This is a genomic window from Microcoleus sp. S28C3 (assembly GCF_036700785.1).
Classification (GTDB): Bacteria; Cyanobacteriota; Cyanobacteriia; order Cyanobacteriales; family Microcoleaceae; genus Microcoleus; species Microcoleus asticus.
Map to the genome: position 1 here is coordinate 1 of NZ_JAUBPO010000032.1, position 24,511 is coordinate 24,511.

Annotated in this window: 27 protein-coding genes and 2 pseudogenes; 16 read left to right on the forward strand and 13 right to left on the reverse strand. The window is 47.5% G+C overall.

All coding sequences use genetic code 11. From position 1 onward, the window contains the following. Nucleotides 1-264: 264 nt before the first annotated feature. The 4 genes from QUA13_RS11890 to QUA13_RS11905 all read left to right on the forward strand — a co-directional run bounded on the left by QUA13_RS11890 (nucleotide 265) and on the right by QUA13_RS11905 (nucleotide 4,836). On the forward strand, nucleotides 265-702 hold the full coding sequence (locus QUA13_RS11890) for a hypothetical protein (RefSeq protein WP_333198603.1): 438 nt from the start codon (nucleotides 265-267) through the stop codon (nucleotides 700-702). 24 nt (nucleotides 703-726) lie between these two features. Beyond that, nucleotides 727-1,737: an SDR family oxidoreductase gene (locus QUA13_RS11895; RefSeq protein WP_333198605.1), complete on the forward strand. Its 1,011-nt coding sequence runs from the start codon at nucleotides 727-729 to the stop codon at nucleotides 1,735-1,737. 451 nt (nucleotides 1,738-2,188) lie between these two features. Continuing rightward, nucleotides 2,189-2,410: a hypothetical protein gene (locus QUA13_RS11900; protein ID WP_333198607.1), complete on the forward strand. Its 222-nt coding sequence runs from the start codon at nucleotides 2,189-2,191 to the stop codon at nucleotides 2,408-2,410. Nucleotides 2,411-2,649: 239 nt separating this feature from the next. Continuing rightward, nucleotides 2,650-4,836, forward strand: coding sequence for a P-loop NTPase fold protein (locus QUA13_RS11905; protein WP_333198609.1), 2,187 nt, complete (start codon nucleotides 2,650-2,652; stop codon nucleotides 4,834-4,836). Nucleotides 4,837-4,969: 133 nt separating this feature from the next. On the opposite strand, the gene QUA13_RS11910 is transcribed toward QUA13_RS11905, so the two are convergent. Then, complete coding sequence (locus QUA13_RS11910) at nucleotides 4,970-6,427, reverse strand: MFS transporter (RefSeq protein WP_333198611.1); 1,458 nt, start codon at nucleotides 6,425-6,427, stop codon at nucleotides 4,970-4,972. An 832-nt stretch (nucleotides 6,428-7,259) separates the two neighbouring features. Here QUA13_RS11910 and QUA13_RS11915 point away from each other — a divergent pair. After that, nucleotides 7,260-7,796 carry an HAD-IIIA family hydrolase gene (locus QUA13_RS11915; protein WP_333198613.1) on the forward strand — a complete coding sequence of 179 codons (537 nt, stop codon included), beginning with the start codon at nucleotides 7,260-7,262 and terminating at the stop codon, nucleotides 7,794-7,796. Between the two features lie 13 nt (nucleotides 7,797-7,809). Further along, complete coding sequence (locus tag QUA13_RS11920) at nucleotides 7,810-8,157, forward strand: hypothetical protein (protein WP_333198615.1); 348 nt, start codon at nucleotides 7,810-7,812, stop codon at nucleotides 8,155-8,157. A 125-nt stretch (nucleotides 8,158-8,282) separates the two neighbouring features. Here QUA13_RS11920 and QUA13_RS11925 read toward each other — a convergent pair whose 3' ends face one another. Continuing rightward, complete coding sequence (locus QUA13_RS11925; protein ID WP_333198616.1) at nucleotides 8,283-8,657, reverse strand: DUF4383 domain-containing protein; 375 nt, start codon at nucleotides 8,655-8,657, stop codon at nucleotides 8,283-8,285. 349 nt (nucleotides 8,658-9,006) lie between these two features. Between QUA13_RS11925 and QUA13_RS11930 the strand changes: the two genes are divergently transcribed. Then, on the forward strand, nucleotides 9,007-9,129 hold the full coding sequence (locus QUA13_RS11930) for a hypothetical protein (RefSeq protein ID WP_333198618.1): 123 nt from the start codon (nucleotides 9,007-9,009) through the stop codon (nucleotides 9,127-9,129). 25 nt (nucleotides 9,130-9,154) lie between these two features. Beyond that, nucleotides 9,155-9,358 carry a ChaB family protein gene (locus tag QUA13_RS11935; RefSeq protein ID WP_333198620.1) on the forward strand — a complete coding sequence of 68 codons (204 nt, stop codon included), beginning with the start codon at nucleotides 9,155-9,157 and terminating at the stop codon, nucleotides 9,356-9,358. 49 nt (nucleotides 9,359-9,407) lie between these two features. On the opposite strand, the gene QUA13_RS11940 is transcribed toward QUA13_RS11935, so the two are convergent. Then, on the reverse strand, nucleotides 9,408-9,536 hold the full coding sequence (locus QUA13_RS11940; protein ID WP_333198622.1) for a hypothetical protein: 129 nt from the start codon (nucleotides 9,534-9,536) through the stop codon (nucleotides 9,408-9,410). 412 nt (nucleotides 9,537-9,948) lie between these two features. On the opposite strand from QUA13_RS11940, the gene QUA13_RS11945 reads away from it, so the two are divergent. From QUA13_RS11945 to QUA13_RS11965, 6 genes and pseudogenes are all read left to right on the forward strand, one after another. Then, nucleotides 9,949-10,143, forward strand: a complete 195-nt coding sequence (locus QUA13_RS11945) for a hypothetical protein (RefSeq protein ID WP_333198624.1) — start codon at nucleotides 9,949-9,951, stop codon at nucleotides 10,141-10,143. Between the two features lie 12 nt (nucleotides 10,144-10,155). After that, nucleotides 10,156-10,260: pseudogene (locus QUA13_RS32760) on the forward strand (hypothetical protein); the annotation flags it as partial. Next, on the forward strand, nucleotides 10,223-10,390 hold the full coding sequence (locus QUA13_RS11950; protein ID WP_333198626.1) for a hypothetical protein: 168 nt from the start codon (nucleotides 10,223-10,225) through the stop codon (nucleotides 10,388-10,390). The pseudogene QUA13_RS32760 and the gene QUA13_RS11950, both read left to right, overlap by 38 nt. 24 nt (nucleotides 10,391-10,414) lie before the next feature. Next, on the forward strand, nucleotides 10,415-10,876 hold the full coding sequence (locus QUA13_RS11955; protein WP_333198628.1) for a YbhB/YbcL family Raf kinase inhibitor-like protein: 462 nt from the start codon (nucleotides 10,415-10,417) through the stop codon (nucleotides 10,874-10,876). 14 nt (nucleotides 10,877-10,890) lie between these two features. Beyond that, complete coding sequence (locus tag QUA13_RS11960) at nucleotides 10,891-12,108, forward strand: Gfo/Idh/MocA family oxidoreductase (protein ID WP_333198630.1); 1,218 nt, start codon at nucleotides 10,891-10,893, stop codon at nucleotides 12,106-12,108. A 38-nt stretch (nucleotides 12,109-12,146) separates the two neighbouring features. Further along, complete coding sequence (locus QUA13_RS11965) at nucleotides 12,147-13,403, forward strand: zinc-dependent alcohol dehydrogenase (RefSeq protein ID WP_333198632.1); 1,257 nt, start codon at nucleotides 12,147-12,149, stop codon at nucleotides 13,401-13,403. Between the two features lie 213 nt (nucleotides 13,404-13,616). Here QUA13_RS11965 and QUA13_RS11970 read toward each other — a convergent pair whose 3' ends face one another. Together QUA13_RS11970 and QUA13_RS32765 are read right to left on the reverse strand one after the other, a co-directional pair. Beyond that, nucleotides 13,617-13,844: a hypothetical protein gene (locus tag QUA13_RS11970; protein WP_333198634.1), complete on the reverse strand. Its 228-nt coding sequence runs from the start codon at nucleotides 13,842-13,844 to the stop codon at nucleotides 13,617-13,619. Nucleotides 13,845-14,026: 182 nt separating this feature from the next. Further along, nucleotides 14,027-14,332 carry a transposase gene (locus tag QUA13_RS32765; protein WP_445242706.1) on the reverse strand — a complete coding sequence of 102 codons (306 nt, stop codon included), beginning with the start codon at nucleotides 14,330-14,332 and terminating at the stop codon, nucleotides 14,027-14,029. A 65-nt stretch (nucleotides 14,333-14,397) separates the two neighbouring features. Here QUA13_RS32765 and QUA13_RS11975 point away from each other — a divergent pair, with 65 nt between their 5' ends. Beyond that, nucleotides 14,398-15,066: a PHB depolymerase family esterase gene (locus QUA13_RS11975; RefSeq protein WP_333198636.1), complete on the forward strand. Its 669-nt coding sequence runs from the start codon at nucleotides 14,398-14,400 to the stop codon at nucleotides 15,064-15,066. 53 nt (nucleotides 15,067-15,119) lie between these two features. Here the strand turns inward: QUA13_RS11975 and QUA13_RS11980 are convergent, their stop codons facing one another. Next, nucleotides 15,120-16,082, reverse strand: coding sequence for an aldo/keto reductase (locus QUA13_RS11980; protein ID WP_333198638.1), 963 nt, complete (start codon nucleotides 16,080-16,082; stop codon nucleotides 15,120-15,122). Nucleotides 16,083-16,288: 206 nt separating this feature from the next. Between QUA13_RS11980 and QUA13_RS11985 the strand changes: the two are divergent. Then, a pseudogene (locus tag QUA13_RS11985) lies at nucleotides 16,289-16,408 on the forward strand (IS5/IS1182 family transposase); the annotation flags it as partial. Nucleotides 16,409-16,603: 195 nt separating this feature from the next. Here QUA13_RS11985 and QUA13_RS11990 read toward each other — a convergent pair. The 7 genes from QUA13_RS11990 to QUA13_RS12020 all read right to left on the reverse strand — a co-directional run bounded on the left by QUA13_RS11990 (nucleotide 16,604) and on the right by QUA13_RS12020 (nucleotide 24,401). Further along, the gene (locus QUA13_RS11990; RefSeq protein ID WP_333198640.1) at nucleotides 16,604-16,909 is read right to left on the reverse strand and encodes a chaperone modulator CbpM; all 306 of its coding nucleotides are present in this window, start codon (nucleotides 16,907-16,909) and stop codon (nucleotides 16,604-16,606) included. Next, complete coding sequence (locus QUA13_RS11995; RefSeq protein WP_333198642.1) at nucleotides 16,906-17,910, reverse strand: DnaJ C-terminal domain-containing protein; 1,005 nt, start codon at nucleotides 17,908-17,910, stop codon at nucleotides 16,906-16,908. The genes QUA13_RS11990 and QUA13_RS11995 overlap by 4 nt, the downstream gene beginning before the upstream one ends. Nucleotides 17,911-18,194: 284 nt before the next feature. Next, on the reverse strand, nucleotides 18,195-20,084 hold the full coding sequence (dnaK, locus tag QUA13_RS12000) for a molecular chaperone DnaK (RefSeq protein ID WP_333198644.1): 1,890 nt from the start codon (nucleotides 20,082-20,084) through the stop codon (nucleotides 18,195-18,197). Nucleotides 20,085-20,281: 197 nt separating this feature from the next. Next, nucleotides 20,282-20,830, reverse strand: coding sequence for an Hsp20/alpha crystallin family protein (locus tag QUA13_RS12005; protein WP_333198646.1), 549 nt, complete (start codon nucleotides 20,828-20,830; stop codon nucleotides 20,282-20,284). 441 nt (nucleotides 20,831-21,271) lie between these two features. Continuing rightward, complete coding sequence (locus tag QUA13_RS12010) at nucleotides 21,272-22,387, reverse strand: SDR family NAD(P)-dependent oxidoreductase (protein ID WP_333198648.1); 1,116 nt, start codon at nucleotides 22,385-22,387, stop codon at nucleotides 21,272-21,274. A 571-nt stretch (nucleotides 22,388-22,958) separates the two neighbouring features. Further along, on the reverse strand, nucleotides 22,959-23,996 hold the full coding sequence (locus QUA13_RS12015) for a hemerythrin domain-containing protein (protein WP_333198650.1): 1,038 nt from the start codon (nucleotides 23,994-23,996) through the stop codon (nucleotides 22,959-22,961). Nucleotides 23,997-24,161: 165 nt separating this feature from the next. After that, the gene (locus QUA13_RS12020; RefSeq protein WP_333198652.1) at nucleotides 24,162-24,401 is read right to left on the reverse strand and encodes a hypothetical protein; all 240 of its coding nucleotides are present in this window, start codon (nucleotides 24,399-24,401) and stop codon (nucleotides 24,162-24,164) included. Nucleotides 24,402-24,511: the final 110 nt, after the last annotated feature.

Below are 24,511 nucleotides of genomic sequence, written 5' to 3' on the forward strand. Positions count from 1 at the left end.
TTGGTACTCCGACGAAACTACCTAAACCGAGGGGAAAATCTCCTGGTTGGGAAACAGGAAAGGTACGGATATCGGCACCACGATATCCCACTGTCAAAAAACGAGTCTCTCGACGCAAAAAGTCCTCAAGATTAGTTGTTTAATCTCCTCTATTTGGAATTATTGAGCAATAACTTGCCCGGTGTTGAAAGGCAGGTACTTTTAGATGCGATCGTTTTTTAGTCTAAACTCCAGTAATTCTTATTGAGAGGAAAAGACTCATTCATGACACAAACTCAATCCCGAATAAGCGAGCCCGGGGTTGTCGCCAACTTGGACGAGATGACGACCAATTCTTTTCCTGTTTGGCATAACTCTCTCGATCTGCTGAGTGTAGGCTACGCCATTAATGTCATTAATAAAGATCGGGCAACACGCCTTCTCCAAACGGATGAGGGGCAAAAACAGCTATCGCCTGAAAATCTGGCGGTTGCCGTCACCGACGACTTGCTAACACTGGGGCCTAAGGCGTTTTACTCGGAAACCTTTGGGAATGAAGTCTTTCAAAAGGATGCGGTTAGTGCTTTTGATAGCCCGATTAACCCTGTTACCCTTCAGAATTCTTCAACAAAATTTACCCAACGCCCGATGAACCCGGTTTCAACCAAACTATCAGGATGTCCGGTTAAAAGAATCACCAAGAATCGGATCGCCGATCGATAAAACTGATTTAGAGGATGAAAAATAATGCAATTAAAGCCCATCAATCAGCAAGTTGTTGCCGTCGTTGGGGCTTCCAGCGGCATCGGACGCGAGAGTGCTCTTCAGTTTGCTAAGCGAGGGGCAAAGTTAGTTGTCTCGGCTCGCAGTGAGTCGAAACTAGCCTCCCTGGTAGATGAGATTCGGGGCTTCGGTGGTGAAGCAACGGCTGTAGTTGCCGATGTGTCGGTGTTCGAGCAGGTCAAAGCGATCGCAGACCGTACCGTCGAAGTCTATGGGCGGCTCGATACGTGGGTACACGTCCCTGCCGTTGGCATCTTCGCGACATTCGACAACACCACACCCGAAGAGTTTAAGCGCGTCATAGATGTGAGCTTGATGGGGCAGGTATACGGTGCAATGGCGGCGCTACCACATCTCAAGCGTGAGGGACGGGGGGCGCTGATCCACATCTCTTCAATGGAGGGCGTGCGAAGTCTCCCTTACCAAAGTGCATACTCCGCCGCCAAGCACGGCATTGAGGGATTCATCGAAGCTATGCGCTTGGAGTTGCAACATGAGAACATACCTGTCAGCGTGACGAGCGTGAAACCAGCGGTCATCAATACACCCTTCTGGAACAATGGCCTCACCAAGCTAGGCGTTAAGCCAGCAGGGATACCGCCCTACTACGACCCCAGGTTGGTAGCTGACGCCATCCTCTACGTTGCTGAACATCCAACTCGTGACTTCTTGGTTGGGGATGCGGCTAGAGCTCTAGGTGCGCTACAGCGGCTCTCACCCGAACTGGCAGATGCCTTGTTGCTGCTTGTCGGCTTTCAGGCTCAACACACCAACGAGCCGAAGTCTCCAGACGATCGGAACAACCTTTACGAACCTGTCCCAAGCGATACCAGAGTTGATGGAGACTTTAGCCATATGGTCATACCGAGCGTTACGGACTGGCTGGCTAAGAATCCCGCTCTCCAGTGGGGGGCGATCGCTGGTGTGATGGCTTTAGCTTTGCTGGCAACACAATCCTTCAACAACGAAAAGTGATTTTAGGATGAAATCAGTAACGCCCGTACATCAACAAATGTGAGTAGAAAATGCTGCCTCATCAAATATTTAGGTAGATTTGAACGTTTCTGGGAGGGTAGCTAATCAAAAATTAGCTTTATCTGTTTTATACTCAGAGTTTTACGGATGGACGAGGGAACTAACTTATCGATCTGCCATCTACGGCACTGTTGTAGAAGTGGTAAATCGATGGTATCCCTCATCTAAAACTTGTTAAAACTGCGACCACGTTCAACTAATGCCACTTCAAGCGCGAGTATTTGTTTGTTAGCAGTGTGGCTCTAGTTGTAATAGAGGTTTGAACGGCGCTCTTAATTTAGCTTTAATCTCACAATAAAAAGTAAGGATGCGTCGTTCTGAATAGACGCCTGCCCAGTAGAAGGAGCCGACTCCCTACCGTGAAGCAAGAAGTAATTTTTAAGTGTACAAGATGTCGATATTGTGCCTTTCATATCAATCTTATGTAGCAGACGTAAATATGTGGGGAAGCTGGTTCGATTTCATCAAGTCTGCAACAACTCCCGCAACGCCTGGTGCGGTCAATGCTACTCAAAATCAAGCCGAGTTGTGGCAGATTTACCTGAAGGGGTTGCAAAAGTTGACTCAGCTTTGGGCAGAATCACTACAGCAGTCACAAGAAAGCGGAACCTGAGCAGTAGGGGGTTACGCTGGAGCATTGATTGAACTCAGCAACCTAGCTTAACGTTAATATCCATCTAACAGTAGACAAAAACAGAGCTTCATTGATGCTAGTTTATAAGCATCTATAAAGATAAGCAATCGCATGATTAGGACGTAATTCAACACCCCAAACTCAGCACGCCAGTGGGATGTTAATTAAAGCGAACGTTGAACTGCAAGAGCACCTTAGCTAACAAGGAGAGAGGCTGTATGGCTCAAACAAAAAACGATTCAGAGATCTTGCCGGAGGATGTTAGTGACCCATCCGCAGATAACGCTTTAATCGAGCCGAAAAAAGACAGATTAGGATATGCACCCTTCGCCAAACATCTTGCAGACAGTATTTGCCAAATGAACTTTCCTGAAGGGTTCGTTATTGCAGTTTACGGTTCCTCAGGTTTTGGCAAATCCACACTATTGAACTTTTTAACGTGCTATCTCAAGCAAAAGCCAGAGAGCGAACAACCTATTATTGTCCCTTTTAACCCCTGGTTTTTTTCTGGGGGCGAAGACATCACAAGGCGCTTTATTGGTCAATTACAGGCTATTTTGAGCCAATTTAAAGCTGTCCCCAAAGGCATCCTAGGTCGAATAACCAATCTGGCTAAAGCAGTTTCTGAAATTCCTATTCCTTACGCTCAAGCTAGCAAGGTACTTGTAAAATTATTTGACGATAAAGAAAAGGAAACTTCCGACTTAAAAGAAGAAGTCGAAGATACACTAGAAAAGCAGCATCCGCGAATCGTAGTAACGATTGATGATATTGACAGGCTCAGCGCTGAGGAAATTAGTCAATTATTTCATCTTATTAAAGCAATTCCGAATTTTACTAACGTTGTCTATTTGCTAGTTTTCGATCGAGAAGTGGTCATCAAAACTCTCGCAGATACACAACCTCTACCCGGACAAATCTATCTCGATCAGATTGTTCAAGCTTCTTTTGAGTTACCTCTCCCAGATAAAACCTCACTCCGCACGCTACTTTTTGAAAAACTAAATGGCATACTGACTGACGCACCAAAGCCACTATTCAATCAAAATCGCTGGGGCAATGTTTATTTACAAGGAATAGATCATTTTATTAGCAATCCTCGTGACATTGCTCGTCTGACCAACATCTTAACCGTGACATACCCAGCGGTGAAAGGTGAAGTGAACCCAGTTGATTTCATTGCTATTGAGTCTCTGCGAACCTTTCGCCCAAAAATATATGACATAATCCGCAAAAATCCTCAATTCTTTGCGGGAAATGCGGATGCGAAAGGTTCTCTAATCCCGACATTGGACGAAATCAAAGATTTTCACGATTCCTGGGTGACTAAGTTTGAAGATGACGAGGATAAAGAACCAGTTAAACGGCTGCTCTTACAGCTTTTTCCTAAGTTAGAAGCCGTTTGGCATAATACCTACTCGCCTGCACAAGATGAGTCAATATGGAGCAAACAATTACGGATTTGTAGCTTAGATATATTTCCAAAATACTTCCGTTTAGTCTTAACACAAGATGAATTCTCTCATGCTGAGATTAAAGCAATTTTTGCCTTGGCAAAAGATGCTAAGGCATTTGGGGAAAATCTTGTAGAACTCGCTCATCAAAAACGCTCTGATGGCACGACGCAAGTTCGGGCATTTCTTGAACGGCTTGAGGATTACCCTGAAAAAGAAATTCCTACCGATTGCATTCCTTCAATTGTGAAAGCTTTGTTTGATGTCGGCGACCAGCTTTTGCCTCCGGAAGACGAACCGCAGGGAATGTTTGATTTTGGCAATGACATGAGAATTGAACGCCTGATCTCACAACTGTTGCATCGGATTGACGAACAAGCACGGTTTGAAACCTTGAAAGAGGCAATGTCAAACGGTAACGCCTTATCCATAATTGTGTACGAAGTAGCAGCCTTGGGTCAGGAACAAGGTAAGTATGGAGCAGAGGAATTTATCCCCGCAGAGGAATGGCTCCAGAGTGTAGAACACCTGAAGGAGCTTGAAGGAATAGCCTTGAAGCGGCTGCGAGATGCTGCACAACAAAACTTCCTACTGCAATCCCCAAAGCTCTCTGGAAATTTACACTATTGGCAAAGTTGCGCAGGAGAAGAGGAAGTCAAGCAATGGGTTGAAAAGATTATTGACAATGATGAAGGGCTAGTTAATTTCTTGGAGAAGTTGCTGCAAAAAGATTTTAGTGAGGATGGCTCGAACTGGACTAAAAAAGCAGGCTATAAACTTGACCTTAACTGGCTCGAACCCTATCTCGAACCATCCGCGATCGTTGAGCGAATGAGTAGTCTCGCTGAAACGATCGACTTAACAGAAGATCGGAAAAATGCGATCGCCCAATTTATCCGAGAATATGAGATGCAGCAGCAGAGAGAAAGCCCGGATCAGTCAAGGATTTAGGCGATCGAATAGCAGTGCTAGAGCCTCGTCCGGTAATCCAAATGATGTAGAGGGTATGACGCAACTGACTGGCGACGAACGTTAGAAACTCATCGTTCAGGGAAGCAACCAGGGCTAGACGATAAATTTATTGCTATTCTTTTGCTTCAATCAGCTCTGTTGCTTGCCTGGCTGGGAATAGGGCGCGTATTAGCTGACCCACAGGCACAGAACGCTGCTCGCGAACAAACACCAAGGGCAGCAGAGCAAACAGTCGCAAGACGGCTGAGAGAGCAAACGCCGTTGCCAAACCACCAAAACCAGTCAGACTCGCGACATACCCGCCAACACTAATTCCGATCGCCCCAGTGATTCCAGGAACCGCCGCCGCAACAGCAAAATAAATCGACTGATTGCGTAGCGGTGTCACCGACATCATCAGATTGCCGCTGCACAGGTCGATCGCTGCCCAAGTCGCACCCCCGAGTATGTGCAACAAGGGGAACCAAGCCCAAAGGAAAATTGGAGAAGTTCCAGATTCTAGCCACAGTAGAGGCGTCAGAGCCACCAAGATTCCCACAGTTATCATCAGTGGGCGATTGCCAATCCGGTCAGCCAGTCTGCCCCAAAACATCAGCATCAGCAAGTTAGCACCAGCTCCCAAGCTGTTATAGAGCGTTACCACGCTGACATCTAGCTTGAGGTCGCCCAGTAAGTAGAGGTTAAAGAAGGGAGCGCTGACGTTAACCGCAAAGCTCCACAAGCCTGAGTAAAACAAAAACCTCAAAAAATTGGCATCCTGGAAGAAGCTAAAAACTTTCGCCCAGGGCGACCTGTGGTCATCCGAGTCGGCGGCGTGTACTAGCTGCGGGTTGACATCAGTTATCAAGAACTGAAAGACCAGACTGAGTATTGCGAACACAACTCCCACAACCAAGACCACACCGAAGCCATAGAGCGAACCACCCGGCCACTTCGATACTGCTAGACCCAGCAGCGGCACGCCGATGAGATTGGTTAAGGTCACAACACTATTGCGAAAGCCAAAATACCGCCCCCGCAATCGGTCTGGTACTAACACAGCCATCCAGCTAAGAAAGGAAGCACGGCCCAAAGCTTCCATGAAATTACTCAGGCAGATAATTGCCAATGTCAACAGCACCAACTGGCGCGGCTGGATACGGGATGAGCCGACCAACCAAATCCCTGGCACAATCAGCAACCACGGCAGGCGCGAGGAGCCAAAAATCAACAGGGAATACCAGTGGCGGCTCTTGATGCGGTCTCCCAGATAGGCTCCCAGCGGTTGCAGCAAATTGGTTAGCTGAGGAATTGAGGCGAGCAGACCTATTTCTACTGTACTGGCACCGAGATCCAGCAAGAAATTACTAAGCAACGCGCCGCCAATAATACTGTAAAATACGGTAGCAAAGGCACCTTCGGTAGTTAATGCCTTGAGGCTTTTCCGAATATCTCGCTTGGGAATTTTAAGATGCGGGTTTGTAGTAAGTACCGGCTCTGATAATGCCTTATGGTCTGGGATTTCCTGAATGGCGAGAGAAGCCAGAGGACTCGTTTCTACTAAAATCTTATCTTCTTGTGGATGCAGCATATTCTCTAGGCAATATTTAAACGCTCGACCGGAACTACATTACTCCATTGCTCTGAGTGCATTTCTAAAGACAAATGTCCTAAAAAATGCTTTATTTAAATCCTGTAATGGCAACCCCTTACCTGGTCGGCGTTAATTAGTAAACGCCATAAAGTATTTCAGAAATATAACCAGAACCTGTCCCAAACAGTCAGGTTTTTTATACAGAACTTATATAAAAATACTCTCTATTATAGTAGAGTAGAAATTTAATAATTTGCAAAAAGTTTTTATAGGAATTTTTTATTTATTGTAAACAAACTTTAAGCTTTCAGTTACAATATTTGCTTAAATTATTTTATTGTAAATCCTTAAAAGTTATTTCTCAAGATAGATGTGTTTGTCAACTCTGAGGATGATGCAGATATGCTAGCTCTCAGGTGTTGGGAGTTAGAAGTTGAGCTCGTAAATTTCAACTCGACCGAACTTTCCTAGAGTGACTTCATCTTCAAGCGGAAGATTTTTTAATGAGGATTTTAAGGAGTAGGCTCGATGCAACAGAAGCCAATAAATTAGCAGGTGGTTGTCGTTGTTGGGGCTTCGAGGGGCATCGGACTTGAGGTGAACCTCCTGTTTGTTTGATGAGGGAGCGGTAAAAGGAAGAGGTTGTCTCTGCTGGCAGTGAGGTGCGACTAAATTCCTAGGTGGGCGAGATTTCGATCTCTGGCGGTGAGGCAACCCCTTTCGTTTCAAGATAGGTCGATCGCCCTAGCAGTACATTCCATTAGCTAGAGGAGAGGAAATGGAGCGCAGCTTAGGATGTTTAATAAAATAGGGAATTTTATAGGGAACGATGAGCTTATTACTAATAGATATGGATGGTACGCTCCGCGAACCGCTCAGCGGACAACAATACTTCCAACATCCCAAAGATCAACGCATTGTTGAAGGTGCTCAGATTGCCATTGGCGCTTACAAAGACGATTGGATAATTGCCGGCATCACCAACCAAGGTGGAGTTGCCGCAGGTCATAAGTCTATGCAAGAGTGCATCAAGGAACAGCAATACACGCTTGAGTTATTCCCAGAGTTGAGAGAAATCTACTTCTGCCCCGACTTTGAGGGTAAAAAGTGTTTCCGCGTCACTCGTCACAATGTTTATAACCACAGCCAAACTAAGTGGTCTGGACAGTACCGCAAACCGCGATCGGGTATGTTGCAACTAGCAATGGTCAGACACAAACACACCCCGCAAAATTCGCTGTATGTGGGTGATCGACCCGAAGATGAACAAGCTGCCAAACGAGCTGGTATACCCTTTCAATGGGCATGGAACTGGATCGAGCAACATCAACAGGCGATCGTCCCCAACCTTACAGAAGTACAGTAATTCACAGGATGTCATGGAACGAGAGATTACAGATAGCAACGGCATTACCTGGATGTGTATTCAAGCCTATTCTGGGCTTTCCCACAACGCAGAAAACCAAGATGCGGCTCAGGTTAAAGGACAAGAAGATAGCTACTGGGTAGTCTGTACAGTGGTGGCGCAAAGTCGGTGCGGCTCAAGCTTGAGGGCGAATGGGAAACGTCCTACTCTGACGAGATGTTGCTCAACGAAATTGAAGCACGGCAGGGAGTATGACTACAGCCAAACCAAGTGGTCTCGACAGTATTGTAAATCGCGATCGGGTACGTTGCAACTAGCAATGTCAGAGAGAAACACACTCCGCAAAATTCGATGTATCTAGGCGCAAAAAAGTAGTCTTTGTAAGACTATTTTTTTGCGCCTAGAATAAGTGCAAAAGAGCGCAGAGGAAATAATTTCCAGCGGTAAGCATGAGAACCCTTTATCTACTTCGAGAAACTATTCTAGTTACACGCTAGCTTGAGCACTCGATGAACTCTGCATAGTGATTTCTGCTGACTTCACAAATCCGTAGTAGAAAGCGATACCAGCATTAAGGGCATTGAGCCAGATATTATTTCCAAAAAGCGGTGTAAGCCCGAACAAGGTATTTGCAAATGGCAGCAATCCTAAAATTGTACCTGCTGCATAAAGGATAGCGAAGATGCGATTGAACACAATTGACCCGCTTAAGCTAGTAAATGCAGCAATTCCCCAAACACCCACTAAAATACCAATTGCATTATGAAAATAGTTGGTGGGGAATACCCCGAATATATAGCCGAAGCCTGGTTGGGTCGCTCGGTTCATCAGGGAGCAACTGCGCGCAATCTCGATCGACAATTAATGCACGCCAGGGGGCTTCTTTCACGTCCTAGGGAAAAGTAAATGACCCACAGTTGACACGCTCAATTGCGAGTTCCGGAACGAGTTGCGATCGAGGGAGCTTGCTGGCAGCGCATCTCGCCTTACATGGATGAAGCTTTTGGTTCCGGCTACCAATAGAAATGAGTCAAACCGCGTTCTCAGGTGTTTGAGATTTAATAGTTTTTGACACCGTTGCTATAAAACTGTTTCTAATTGGTCTAAACTACTAAAATAGCGATTGGCTATTGGTTCATTGGTCTGAGATATTCCCACCTTCTTTGACGCCCGACTTTTTCACCATTGAGTTCGCTCATCCCATCGGCAAATGCACGCCCATTCCGTAGTCCACCATCAGGAAATTGTGGAAAGTGGCGGCGCAGCCGTAAGTTGCGATCGCACGATCGCAAAATTTACCCGTCGCGACAATCAGCGTTTACTCTTCTCCTAAAGTTCTAATAGTCCGGAGATGAACAATGCCTTACAAACAGATTGATGACTTACCCCCGTCCGTTAAGGATCACTTACCCAAGCACGCTCAAGAAATTTTTCGAGCAGCTTTTAACAGTGCTGTAGAAGAATATGGTGAAGAAGAGCGTGCATTCCGAGTCGCTTGGGGTGCAGTAAAACGTGATTACGAGAAGGGTGGCGACGGAAAGTGGCACCCCAAGTCCGAATAAGAGCCTGCTTTAAAAACTCATCGTTTACCTTCCCCAAATATAAGAATAATTAGCGGGGAATAATGGAAATGCCACCGCTGCGCTCTAACACAGCGTATTTGATTCGATCGGTTCGTTCCAATCCTTGCAGTTCCTGTGCTGCCGTCAACACATCATCACCAATGCGTGCCTGGTTCATCCGCTATCTCAAGGGTTGACCATCTTTCGCAACCACCATTGACACACCATCCAATGCGTTACTCAGGGATTAGCATTGAAGCGTTTCAGGTCGCTGGAGGTTTGCTGCTTCTGCAATGGAGCGAGATTTAGCTACATCGACAATCATCCAACCCAATTGGTGGATTTTGAGAATGGCGTACTGTCATTGAGCGGGCGTCAGGAAAATGGCGGTTAAGCAACTTTCATTACCAACAAACACCACGCGATCTCTATCAGCAGGCTTAAGCAGCCTGCCCGTGAATATGCCTCAAAAGTTGGAGGAAAAGATTGGTTTAGACTTTTAGACTGATTGCGTAAGTTGTCACCTCCCGCCCCGCCGAGCGGTGTATCAGTGACCGTCAAACCTTGCAGAAATAGGTCTTTGAGAAACGATGCCAAACGCCGCAGATACCAACATTGCTCGGGCTGTGCCACAGGTGGCTCATCCACTTACAAGTGCAGCCTCAGATTGCGATCCTCTGATGGATTTAATTGATGGTGCTCGCCTGGTGTTGATTGGCGGAGCAACGCATGGAACCCGCGAATTCTGTCAACGGCGGGCAGACATTACTAAACGACTCATTTAAGAAAAAGGTTTTACGGCGGTGGCAGTGGAAGCAGATTTTTCCGATGCCGATCGAGCCAACCGTTTTGTGCGAGGTGTGAATGATGTTCGACTTTGCCTGTTTGCCAGATCGGTTTGATGCCGTCATTAATGTTGACGGCACAAAAGCAGTGGAATCCCTCGATCGCCTTGAAGGGGAATCACTTGGCAACCGCACTGCTCACCCAGAATCAAGTGAAGCACCAGAAACATTTCCCTCAACGCTCTAACCGTGATTCAAACATGAGCCGCTTATGCATCTGTACAGTCCTGAATTTTTAGCGGGAACTTTTATTCCCTTTAAGTACACCTGTGATGGGGAGAACCATTCGCCTCCCTTGACCTGGGAAGACCCCCCTCCTGGAACCCAGAGTTTTGTGTTGATTGCGAGCGATCCAGATGCTCCAAATGGAACTTTCACGCACTGGGTTCTCTACAATCTGCCAGCAGATCTGCGACAGTTACCGGAAAGCGTCCCCAATCACGGTTCTCTACCCAATGGCAGCAGGCAGGGCAAAAACGATTTCGATCGGATCGGGTTTGACGGTCCTTGTCCGCCTAATGGCAACCATCGATATTTCTTCAAACTCCACGCGCTCGACAGAGCGATCGACATTGCGCCAGGAGCAAGTAAGGAAGATGTTTTGCAAGCGATGGACGCTCATGTTTTAGATGCGGCGGAATTGATGGGGCTATACGGCAGAGCCAATTTTTAAACGGGAAATTTTATATGTTTGACGCATTGCAGCGAGGACTGACGCGCCGCACCCTGTTGAACCGAACGGGTCTGGGGTTATTGGCGATGGGAGCGGCCGAAATCATCTACAAACCTGTACGAACGCTGGCACAAGCGGCTCCTTCCCCTTCTGAGGAACCCTCCCTTCCTCCAGAGCAGAAGCTAGGTTGGGCGGTTGTGGGGTTGGGCCAGTTTGCCACCGAACAAATCATGCCTTCTTTTGGGGAGTGCAAGCGATCGCGCTTAGTAGCCTTGGTGAGCGGCGACCGCGCCAAAGCTGAACGCTATGCCCGACCGTACGGGGTGAACCCTCAAAACATTTATAACTATCAAAACTACGACACGATTCGCGACAATCCTGAAGTCGATGTCGTCTACATCGTTTTGCCGAACGGAATGCACGCGGAGTACACTATTCGAGGTGCTAGAGCGGGCAAACACGTTATGTGTGAAAAGCCGATGGCAACCTCAGTAGCAGAGTGTCAGGCGATGATTGATGCGGCGCGGCAGGCAGGTAAAAAACTGATGATTGCCTATCGCGCGCAGTACGAACCCTATAACTTAGCGGCGATCGACCTTGCTAGAGGTCCGCGCAAAGAATTGGGCAAGTTGAAAGCAATTGTGGCCGATCACGGGCGGATTGTTAAGCCATCTGAACCCCAAGACCGCTGGCGAATTGATAAAAAACTAGCGGGAGGCGGTTCGCTGCCCGATATCGGGATTTACAGCCTGAATGCCGCCCGATACATCACAGGTGAAGAACCGATCGAAGTTAGCGCCATGCTGTACAGCACGCCCAACGATCCCCGCTTTGTTGAAGTCGAAGAGAACGTGAATTTTATGCTGCGGTTTCCCAGCGGTGTATTGGCAAACTGCACCTCAAGCTACGGCTACTCTGACACGAAACGAATTCAAGTTTTTGGCTCGGAAGGGACGCTAGAACTCAGTCCGGCAACAGACTATTACCAACATCGGCTGTTTGTCGAGAAGGGAAATGTGCGGGAAGAACGCAATATTGACGAGAAGAATCAGTTTGCGCTGGAGATGGATCATCTGTCGGAATCGATCGTGCAAAACCGAGAGCCGAAAACCCCAGGAGAGGAGGGCTTACAGGATATTCGGCTGATTCAAACCATCTATGAAGCCGCACGAACCGGACGCAAAATTCAACTTGAGCCGATGCAACCTCCCCGCAATGAGCGGAGTGTTTGAAAACGATTAACTAAACCATTATTATCAGGAGACTTTTCATGAAAGCAGTTGTATTTCACGGTATTGGTGATATTCGTCTGGATGATGTTCCAGAACCCAAGATTCAAGAACCCGCTGATGCCATCATCCGTTTGACTTCCAGTGCCATTTGCGGAACTGACCTGCACGTGATTCGGGGAACCTTTCCAGGTATGATACCGGGAACCATTCTGGGGCATGAAGGGGTTGGCATTGTGGAAGAAGTGGGGCGCAACGTGCGCAATTTGAAAGCGGGCGACCGCGTTGTTATCCCCTCGACCATTGCCTGCGGCTCTTGCTCCTACTGTCGCGCCGGATATCATTCCCAATGCGATACGGCCAATCCCAACGGTCCCCAAGCGGGAACTGCCTTCTTTGGAGGACCAGAAACCACAGGACCGTTTAATGGGTTGCAGGCAGAGTATGCCCGCATTCCCTACGCCAATGCTGGATTGGTGAAGCTGCCGCAGGAAGTGGATGACGATCGGGCAATTATGATCTCAGATATCTTCCCAACCGCTTACTTTGGAGCAGAGTTAGCTGAAATTAAACCGGGTGATACCGTTGCTATTTTTGGCTGCGGTCCTGTGGGACAGTTTGCGATCGCCAGCGCTAAATTGCTGGGAGCCGGACGAATTTTGGCAATCGATACAGTTCCCTCTCGCCTGGAAATGGCACAGGCACAGGGAGCCGAAATTATTGACTTCAACCAAGAAGACCCGATTGAGGCGATCCAAAGTTTAACGGGCGGCATTGGCGTGGATCGGGCGATCGATGCCGTAGGTGTGGATGCAGTTGCGCCCAACAGCGGTCCAGCGGCGGAGAAAGCTCAACAGCAAGCAGAACGTTTCCAGCAAGAACTTGAGAAGATTGCGCCTGAAACCAATCCTCAAAATGGCAATTGGCATCCCGGCAATGCCCCGTCTCAAGCGTTGGAATGGGCTGTACAGGGACTCGCCAAAGCTGGAACGCTTTCGATTATTGGTGTGTACCCGCTAACGCACAAGTTCTTCCCGATCGGCATGGCAATGAACAAAAATCTGACGCTGAAGATGGGGAACTGCAATCATCGCAAGTACATTCCATTGATTGTAGATCTCGTCCGTAGCGGTGTCGTAGATCCGACCGACATCCTCACCCAGATTGAACCCCTGACGAATGTAATTGATGCCTATAAAGCCTTTGACCAGCGCAAATCGGGTTGGGTGAAGGTGGAACTGGTGCCGGGTGCAAGCCGTGCCAACCAAAATCCTCAATTCCAGAATCATCAGATTTAAGCGAAGGTCAGGTACGACTTCTCACCCCCCTTGGGTAGTGCTAAACAAGTAATGATGCGTTATAGAACCCATTTGAGATCTAGCTATGCGCTAAACGCTTGAGCATTAGCCGAATGAAAAACAGCTTGAGCTTGGCGTTGGAACGTTGGAGTGTCCGGTCAAAATTCTTGACTAAACTTTTACATCGCTCCACCCAAGCATTTGACCGTTCAATTACCATCTAGCCGCAACAGGCACAAATCCAGATTGCCCTTTAGCCGCCTTTTCTGCTTTCGATGGTTTAGCTGAAAGTTCAAATTGAATCTTCGTCATAATCTCTGGATAAACCGTCTCTAAAGCTTGAGTTAGTTTCTCAGGATGATAGCTATTATCCAACAAGATTGTGGTCTTGGGCAGGTCGTCCGGTTTATATTTAAAGTAATCGATGTTGTGTGTGAGCATTTCAATTAACCCCGAAGGTCATCAGATACACTAGCTTTGGAGAGGGTGAGTAAAGAAGGGGAAACGTAGTATATCTACCGCTAGATGTCTTTTGATGCCATTCGTGCATTTATAGAAACAAAACCCTTTTGACTCAATACTGGCATTACAAGTATTTTTCACAGCTTGGGAGTCAATGATAATTAGAGTCGTCCACTGCGTTTTTTTTTGACTTGTTCGCGTACAGGGCTATGTAATTGTGTCTCAATCCGTTCGAGAGAGCCATGCTCAAACCAATTTTGGTAATGCCAGAAGACTGTTGAATATGGCGGTATATCTCTGGGTAAATCTCCCCAATTACAACCGTTCTTGAGCTGATAAAATATGCCCGAAAAGGAGTTGTCGCGCAAGTCCCCACTGGGGGTCGAGTTTTCTTCTTCTGGGATAGTAAAGGCTCGATTATTTCCCACTATGAGTCTTTCAAATCGCTTGAATATCCCATTTCTCACCCCAGCTCACTTGAATTTATCTACTCCGCCTTGATTCTACGCGATCGCCCAAAAGATGATATCAAATGGTTTCTATAAACGGACGCCTGCTGGCACGACCAACGCAGCCTACTGGAACGGCACCAAGCGGTCTGCAACCGTTGGGACTTTCCACCAAGCGGGACGGACTCCTCTACGTGCCTAAAAATTACCAAGCTTCCCGACCCGCACCACTGGTGGTGATGCTGCACGGCGCAGGTGGCGACGCACGCGGCGGTCTGACTCCGTTCCAAAACCTCGCCGATGCTGCTGGACTCATCCTGCTGGCACCTGCCTCGCGCCGCCAGACGTGGGATGTGCTGTTCGGTGAGTACGGCCCCGATATCGCCTTGATTGACCAGGCGCTGGCGCAGACGTTCAGCCACTACGCTGTAGACCCTACCCGCATTGCGATCGAGGGCTTCTCGGATGGGGCTTCCTATGCCCTAAGTGTCGGCATCACGAACGGCGACTTGTTCACCCATGTCATAGCGTTCTCGCCGGGGTTTATGGCACCAGCTTCACAGGTTGGCGAACCGCGTCTGTTCATCTCGCACGGCACGCGAGACTCTGTTTTACCGATCGATCCTTGTAGCCGTAAGATAGTGTCACAGGCGCGGGGTGCTGGCTACGATGTGGTTTATCGGGAGTTCGACGGCCCCCACACAATTCCCCCTGCGATTATAGAGTCTGCACTAGACTGGTTCACGGCGTAGCAGGGTATTCTCGCACAATCTAAATTTATTTACTGTTGCTCCAGCTCTCTCGATTACGTTCGCATCAGTTGCTGAATGCGCTGTGGCTCGTCTCCCAGCCAATCTAGATTCTGGGCAGTGCTGTCGAAAATTGATGAAGTTTTGAATGGCTCAAACTCGCCGCGTGATGCGGCTTCTGCCGTTTTTGCTAACAGCGATCGCACCTGCTCGTCATTCATTGGCTGGAACGTCCGCACCGCCTCAAACGCTTGATCGAGAATCTCCATGCTGTCAATTCCGGTAATCACAACCGATGTAGGTAGATTCAGCGCATAGTGCAGACACTCAATTGCCGTTACCGTATTTGACCGTAACAAAATCCCGTTTGCCATGCTTTTCATGCCAAGAATGCCGATGTCCTGTTTAACCAGTTCTGGCACAACCAGCTTCGCAAAGCTTCGGTAGTGTGCATCCATCACATTCAGCGGCATCTGAGCCGCATCAAACTTAAACCCATAACTATCTGCAACTTCCAGCATATGCAAATGAATCTGGGGGTCTTTGTGCCCGGTGAAGCCAATATATCGGAGTTTGCCAGCTTCCCGCGCCTCAATTAAGGCGGCATTTGCCCCTTCTGGATCGAAAACTCGATGCGGGTCCTCAAACCGGAGGATTTCGTGGTGCTGGACGAGATCGATGCAATCAACTTGCAGGCGTTGCAGCGATTCGTCTAGCTGTCTTGCGGCTTCTTTCTTGGAGCGACCGTCAATTTTCGTCATCAGGAATACTTTGTCTCGGTAGCCATCGCGCAGAGCTTTCCCCATGCGAATATCGCTGACTCCACCGTTGTAATCCCAACTGTTATCCATAAAAGTGATGCCGCGGTCGATCGCACTGCGAACAATCCGCATACCCAGTTGCTCGTCAACATATTTCAATCCGATGTGCCAACCACCCAATCCGATCGCGGAAACGTTCTCTCCTGTACTACCGAGAGTTCGGTATAACATTTCTGAATTTGACGTATTTTCTGACATCTGTTCTCCTTGTTTTGCAGCTATTGCTTAAGTGCATACAGCTATGATCAAATTCAAACGCAAGGAAACGTTTATAACATCTTGCTAGAGACACACTATAACTGAGTATTGGCAATTTAGGAGGTGTGGATTAATGGGTTGAGTTGAAGTAAGAAAATAGAAGTTTAGCCCAAGTCAGAATTAAAGTGGAGCCTATCATTTGATTCTTGCAGATATTCCGAATTTTGTCTGACCGTTATCGAAATCGAAGACAGCGATTTGGATTGCGAGTAAACCTGATTGCAGCAATTTATAATTACGATCTCAAAATAGCTAGATTATGTTAATTCCGCCAGAGTTCTATTGACTTCATAATCGCTCCGAAGTTCAATGTGCCAGTTGCGTAAGTCCTGGGCTTGTAAAGCTAGTTTAGGTTTTGTTTGGGCTTGAAATTTGTTTAAGTCCTGCTAACCAAGACCAGGGAAGTTGTCTATTTAAATTTAGAGTAGATTTCATCGTTACCTCCTCCCTCTGGAGCTTTCTTATAAATGCTGTGACTGGTGTGCCTCTAACTGTGCCTTCAACTGTGCAATTTCCTGAGCCATGTCTAAAACAATTGCGGCTCCCACTAAATTCAGCCCCAAATCCCGACGCAAGCGCTGAATTTGGCTGATGCGACCGATGTCGCGCGATCGCAGCATCGAACCCCTCGGTTCAATTAATCCCATTTCAACAAAGCGTTCCACTAAAGTGACAGAGGTTTCTGTCACTCTAGCTGCATACTCAAATGAATAAAGGCGATCGCCCTCTTGTGAAACAACAACCCGTGAAAGACTAACCTCGTTCATAGCCTTACCTCGTCTAAATTGGCACGCGGATTAAAACTGCTGTTGGCACGAATTTTTTCATAGCAGTCACGCTCAATCTGGCTTATATCCTTAGGAGATACAATCTGTAACTTGACAATTTGATCGCTGCGTCCATCCTTGGGTTTTGGCCATCCTTTGCCCCGCAACCGCAAAGATTGCCCAGAACGAACACCAGCAGGAATGCTCATTGTGACACTGCCGTCAGGCGTTGGTACTTTTATTTGAGAACCCAATACAGCTTCATCAGGCCTAATCGGAATTTCACTGACAATATCATCACCTTCAAACCGGAAAAATGAATGGGGCAGTAGCTCGATAGTCAGGTATAAATCTCCCCTAGATTGCGAGAAGGGACTAGCACGACCTTTGCCTTTAATGCGGATGCGGCTTCCGGGTTTGGCCCCTGCTGGAATTCGCACGTTAATCGTTTCATCGTCTAGTTGCAGCCGCTTCTGTACTCCATGAAAGGCTTCAGAAAAAGTGAGGGCGATCGCCGCTTCGGTATCGGGAGCAGGCGCAGAGGTGCGAGAACCGCCGCCAAAAATATCCTCATACTCATCAAATCCAGTGGCGTCGGCTGTACCCGTGCCATAGGTATAGACTCTGCGCCCAGTTCGACCTCCATCTCCAACGCGACCCAGCAGGTCATTGATGAAATCATCAAAATTGCTGTACTGGTCGAAATCAAATCCCTCCACCCCAACCCCAGCGCCTCTGGGGGAAGGTGCTGGGCCTGCCTCTGCCTGCCTCCAGTGCTGACCAAATTGGTCATACTTTTGGCGTTTCTGGGGATCGGAAAGCACCTCATTTGCTTCATTGAGATCTTTGAATTTTGCCTCGGCTTTTTTATCTCCAGGATTCAGGTCAGGGTGATATTTCCTGGCTAGTTTCCGGTAAGCCTTTTTAATCTCCTCTGGAGTTGCACTCTTGCTTACCCCTAGAATTTCATAATAATCCTTGAAGTCGGTTGCAGTTGGCATGGCTTTTCAAAAATAGGCGTGGCTGTGTCAGGGAAGAGTGATTTTCATAAGTTTTATCAGTCACATTTTCCATCACCCCCGTCACTCCCTAGACCCCCCTAGACCCTCTTATTCTTGGAAGAATATAAGGAAGAGCTTTTATTCTTGGGGGAACATAAGGAAGAAGTTTTATGCTTGGGAGAATTTAGCTCCCTCCCCTTACTAAGGGGAGGGGTAAAAAGGCTTGGTGCAAGATATGAAATTAGTCCTCGGTCATTAGTTATTAGTTTTTTTGCTAGTGACTGTTAAACAAAGTCCGCATCAATCACATCTTCATTGCCGCCACCACTAGAGCCAGCCTGACCACCTGTTGCTCCTGTTGTACCAGCACCCGCTTGGGCGTAGACGGCACTACCTATCTGCATGAGAGCTTGTTGTAATTCATTAGTCAGGGACTTGATGCGATCGCTATTTTCTTGGTTAATCGCTTCCTGCAGGTCTTTGATTAATCCTTCAGCGCGACTCTTATCAGCATCAGAAACTTTGCCGTCCAAGTCTTTCAATTGTTTCTGGGCTTGATAGACTAGCGAGTCCGCTATATTTTTGGTGTCGATTTGTTCGCGGCGTCTCTTATCTTCTTCAGCATGGGCTTCAGCATCCCTTACCATTTTCTCAACATCGCCTTTGTTGAGAGTAGAGGCACCCGTAATCGAAATCGACTGCTCTTTACCTGTGGCTTTATCTTTAGCAGTGACAGAGAGAATGCCGTTGGCATCAATATCGAACGTAACTTCGACTTGCGGCACACCTCTGGGTGCTGGGGGAATACCGTCCAAACGAAAAGTACCCAAGCTCTTGTTGTCAGATGACATTTCCCGTTCGCCTTGCAGAACGTGGATTTCCACGTTGCTTTGTCCATCAGCAGCGGTGGAGAAGGTTTCGGATTTCTTAACGGGGATGGTGGTGTTGCGAGGGATAATTTTTGTCATCACGCCGCCGAGAGTCTCCACACCCAGAGATAGCGGCGTAACATCCAACAGCAGCACATCTTTGACTTCGCCTGCGAGCACACCTGCTTGAATGCCAGCACCGACGGCAACAACTTCATCAGGATTAACGCCTTGATTTGGGTCTTTGCCAGTGATGCGCCGCACCAGTTGTTGCACAGCGGGAATTCGGGTGGAACCTCCCACCAGAACGACTTCATCAATATCCGCGTTGCTCAGTTTGACATCCTTGAGGGCTTGTTCAACGGGAATGCGACAACGGTCTAACAAATCCGAACACATTTCCTCAAACTTAGCCCTCGTCAGGGTCATTTCGAGGTGCTTAGATCCTTCTTGAGTAGCGGTGATGAAAGGAAGATTGATAGTAGTTTGGGTGGCGCTGGAAAGTTCGATTTTGGCTTTCTCAGCGGCTTCGGTCAGTCGTTGCAGTGCTTGCTTATCTTTGCGGAGGTCGATGCCTTCATTGCGTTGGAATTCGTTAGCAATCCAATCCACTATCTTTTTGTCGAAGTCGTCACCGCCGAGGTGGGTGTCACCGCTGGTGGCTTTAACTTCAAAAACACCATCGCCCACTTCCAGAATGGAAACGTCGAAGGTGCCACCGCCGAGGTCAAAGACGAGAATGGTTTCATTGCTCTTTTTGTCTAAACCGTAGGCGAGGGCAGCAGCCGTCGGTTCGTTGATGATGCGGAGGATTTCTAAACCAGCAATTCTGCCTGCATCTTTGGTGGCTTGTCGCTGCGAGTCGTTGAAGTAGGCGGGAACGGTGACGACAGCTTGGGTGACTTTTTCACCAAGGTATTTGCTGGCATCGTCCGCGAGTTTACGCAGAACTTGAGCGGAGATTTCTTCGGGGGCAAACTGTTTTCCGGCAGCGGGACAGTCGAGTTTGAGGTTACCGTTACTCTCACGCAGGACTTTATAGGTAACTTCTGTGAGTTCTTGAGTAACTTCCTCGTATTTGCGCCCGATGAAGCGTTTGACGGAATAAAAGGTATTTTCTGGGTTCATCACCGCTTGGCGTCTGGCAATCTGACCAACCAAGCGATCGCCTCCTTTGGTATAAGCTACAACGGATGGAGTAGTACGCTGTCCTTCTGCGTTTGCAATCACAAGGGGTTGCCCTCCCTCCATTACAGCAACGCAGGAGTTCGTTGTTCCTAAATCAATTCCAACTACTTTTGCCATGATGCTCCACTCTTGAAATTCAGTTGTTATGAATTTGGGTTGGCAAAGAATAAACAGGACTGACAGGGGAAAATTTTGGATGCCGATTTTCCTGTCAATCCTGCTGCTTATTCTTGCCTTTCAGTGTTTCTTAAAACGGTTCCAGGAGGAATATAAACGGCTAATTAATCAAAGCCTTGGGGAAGCTCAACCAATGTTTAAACTGCTTGGGCTTCAGTCTGAGGTTGGCGTGCAACTTGCCCGTCGCCCTGAGGTTGTCCTTGCTGAATTTGTTCTGGCTGGTTTTGTCCTCCCAAGTTAATTCTGACAACCTTGTTTTTTTCTTCCTCAGCTTTAGGCATGGTGAGGCAGAGAACGCCGTTATTAAATTCAGCTTGTACCTTGTCGTTTTGAATTCTCGCTGGCAACGGAACGATCCGTTGAAATCGGCCGTACCGGAATTCGGTACGATTCATGCCTTTGCCGTCGCTCTTGGTTTCAGATTTGCGCTCCCCAGTGATAGCCACTGCTTCCGCAGTAACTTTAATATCAAGGTCTTTGGCTTCTATGCCAGGAACTTCCATTTTGAGTTTGATGTCATCAGGCGTTTCGTGCATTTCCGCAGCCGGCATAAAAGAAGATCCACCGGGGAGAATGTCAGACTGCCCCTCATTACCAGGAGCCGACATCATTCGGTCAAACAGGCGGTTCATGTCCCGTTGCAGCATTTCCATTTCTCGGAAAGGTTCCCAACGAATTAATGCCATAGTTTTTTCCTCGACTTTTTTTGCAATTACAAGAGTTTGAACAGTCTTTTTTCAAGCATTTTTATGGTATTTAAAAGCACTAATTTGCTCCTCTATCACTAGACTTATATTATTGTTGTGTTAAGACCAATTCTTGAGGAATAGAAAACAACTAATTTGGACTTTTTGGCAGCCGTTATCGGACTTATCTGCTGTAGCCTAACTTCCTTTGTGGCACTAAATAACGGGCTTAACGATAAATTTCTTCTTTTTCTTTTTCCCTAACGGGAGAGGCTGGTGACGCAAATAATTACGAATTACCAAGACCGGATTGCGAATTATTCTGTCACTCATTTCTAATTCCTCAGTAAATCTGTCAAACAATTGCTTTTGTATTAATAGCATGGGGACGATCGCGCCGATCGCCTAGCGTCTTGTGAAAGACAACCGCGCACTTTCGCCTCACCCATCCTCACCGTCGGACACAGACGATCGGTAGCTCGATCGCTCAGCGATTCGATCGCCATCCGGTTGCTCTTGGCTGCCCATCTCATTGTTTTGCCGTGCGGCTTTGTCACTCAAAAAGGTTAACAGCGAAGGCGATAAAGATGAGTGGCTGTCTTTTCCAAAAGCGCGTTCGGTACCTATGCCACCTGTTCCAGGTAACAACCGATTTAACCAACCGATCGCAGTGGCAGAAAGCCCTGGAAAAAGAGCATAGAGTCTGGCACTAAACCAAGTCCAAAGTGGCACAATTACCTCTGCATCACCCCGTCGAAATCCAGCAATGGTCTCACGAGCCACTTTTTCGGCACTCGTCGAGATCCAGGGCAAGGAATCAGCAATGCTGAACCAGGTAAACTCCTTGCGGTGCTGACCTTTGAACATAGCGTGGTCTATCACGCCTGTGCGGATGAAACCGGGACATACCGTTGTGACAGCAATCCCGTCCTTTGCCAGTTCTGTCCGCATCCCTTCCGACAAACCCGTTAAAGCAAATTTGCTGGCGCAATAGGCCAACATATGCGGGGAAACTACCTTGCCGCCGATCGAAGAGATATTAACGATGCGTCCAGCCTGTCGTTGACGCATTTCCGGGAAAACCGCATAAGTAGTGTATAGCGGTGCCCAGAAATGCAGCTTCATCAAATCGTCGTAGTCCTCCATCGTCAATACGTCCATTGGCCCCACAAGGTCGGTGCCTGCGTTGTTAATGAGGATGTCGATCTGACCGAAGCGATCGCGCACTTGCTGCACCATCTGGTCAACCTGGGAGCGATCGGTCACATCACAGGAAACAGCCAGCACCTCTTCACTGTACTGGTCCAGCTCGACACGCGCCCTTTCGAGCTCTGCGCGATCGCGGGCACAAATTGCCAAACGCGCTCCTTGCTGCACCAACTGGCGTGCCATAACCAAACCAAGTCCGCGAGAACCACCCGTAAGCAGCACCGTCTTGCCTGTGAGATCGTATTGACGTTCCCGCCACGATCGCACCACCCAAAGCACGACGAGCAAAGCGCCCACGCCAACTGCAAAAAGAATCAGAAGATTTTGATTATTTATATAGAAATTCATGGTTAAAACTCAAATGCTGATGTATTGTGAAGCGCAGTCTACCTTATTACCTGAAACTGATTTAGCAATCCTAAATCATTTATGAATTTCTTACTCCCTCCCCTTAGTAAGGGGATGTTTGGGGTGGGGTAAAAAATTTACCACTCATTTAGGATTACTATACTAAAACCCTAACTTTCTCCTCTTGTCTGACTAAGAGGTTGTGATATTTGAGCTAATTCTGTGCCTAATATAGCAATCCTAAATCATTTGTGAATTTCTTACTCCCTCCCCTTACCAAGGGGAGGGCTGGGGTGGGGTAAAAATTTACGGCTCAAATTAGCACTACCTATCTACCTCTTCTTGTCCCGCTTTAAGTTGTTAGCCACAGTTTTTTATTCTAAACAGAAGTTGCCCTCAAAGGAGAACTTCTGTTTAGAAGCGGCTCTTATGGCGATCGCGACCTGCTAAAGTGTGGGAGCTAAAAAGCTATTTTCTTATTGCACAATCAGCTCCCCTCTCAATAAAAGCCATGCAGCCACTTACCGGGCAATGCTTTATCTTGTAATGAGAGGCTTAGCTGTTTTTGCAATTAGGCTGCCATTTGTTGCTGAATCTTGCTCTTGGCAGCTTTGAATTCGGTTGCCATTTGCTCTTTTTGCTCGTCGCTGCAATTGTCGTCAATCGCCGAGAACATGGTGAATTCTTCTTGGCGAATGTGGTCGCCAACCACATCCATCAGGTCTTTAATTTTCGATCTAAACTCGTCGGCATTAGTGGGGTCAATAGCCTTAATTTCATCGAGCATCTGCTTCATTTGCGCTTGCTCATCGTACAGCTCTTGAGTGTTGTCATCGCCGTAGAACGATCGAACTTTCGGATAGACGACTTCTTCTTCAGCTTGAGCGTGTACCAACAAATCTTTATAGATTTGCCCGAAATACTCTTGAAGCTTTTGAGGGTCTTTAGTAGCTCCGATTTCGGTGAAGATGGTATTCACCTTGTTATGATCCAGCCGGATGAGGGTCTGGATGTTCATATCTTGTTTGTCAGTGTTTTGGGTGGCTATGCTGCCAACTACACCCGACAATGCAGCAACTCCATCTTGCACCCGTGCCCAGAGTCCCTGGTCAGCGTCTTTACCAGTCATTTCGCGGACACCCACGAGTTCGAGCATTCCTTTGAGTTGTTCTTGGTGAGCGCGACCCTCAAAATTGACGGTATTCAAAGGCCCAATTGCCACTTCAATATCAGCTCCAACCTTCTGAGCGGCTTTGTGAATAATGATTCCACTCATGGCTTGACCATGCTTCATGAGTTCGTGGTGCATGAGTTTCTGATAATACGTAAACTCATCGCCTGACATCATCTTCTCAAACTGCGAAATAAATATCTTGGTCGCAGCACTAGGTTCAGCTTGAATGCCGTATTGAACCATCACTGTCTCTATAATGCCCAGGTTTTTCTGGTCATCCTCAAGCATATTCTGGAGACGCTTGCGAACATCTTCATCAGGGCAGGCATCTATTAGCTTTCGATCGTTCGAGATAATTAAATTTTGAAAGGCTTTCAAGTCTGCCAATCTTTCGCCAATCGCAACCCGTTTTGTATCCTCTAACGTTGTAACCATGTTTAGTTATCCTCGGTTAAATAATCTGATCGATCTTTGTTGTTATCTGTTTGACAGCCGATTTTTGCTCGGCATTAGTGGCAAATAAGGCAGTGTCTCGACCGCGTTATCTGCTGAGCTACCGTTCATCTCCCTCACCAACTTGCGCGATTTTCAAGAATCTTTTTAACGCGAGTCAGTTCCTTGATTTGGACTACCAACAACTTTGGGGGCAGCTCCTGGAGCTTCCGGTTCACTACCGGGACTAACCTCAGTACCGGATTGTTGACCTGTCATGCGATATGTCTCATCAACTGGAGTGTCACCCTCTTCTGTGGTCGGTATACTTGTTTGGGTTCCAGGATTATCTTGAGGGTCGTATTTTGCATCATCTTGCCGAGTGTCTGGAGGAGTATCTGATGCCATAATTTGCACCTGTTTTTGACTTTACTCTACAAGGCTATCATTCAGTTTCTAGTGGGTGTTCTATCCTTAGACATGACTCGTTCTACCACTAATTCTAGAGGGAACATTTA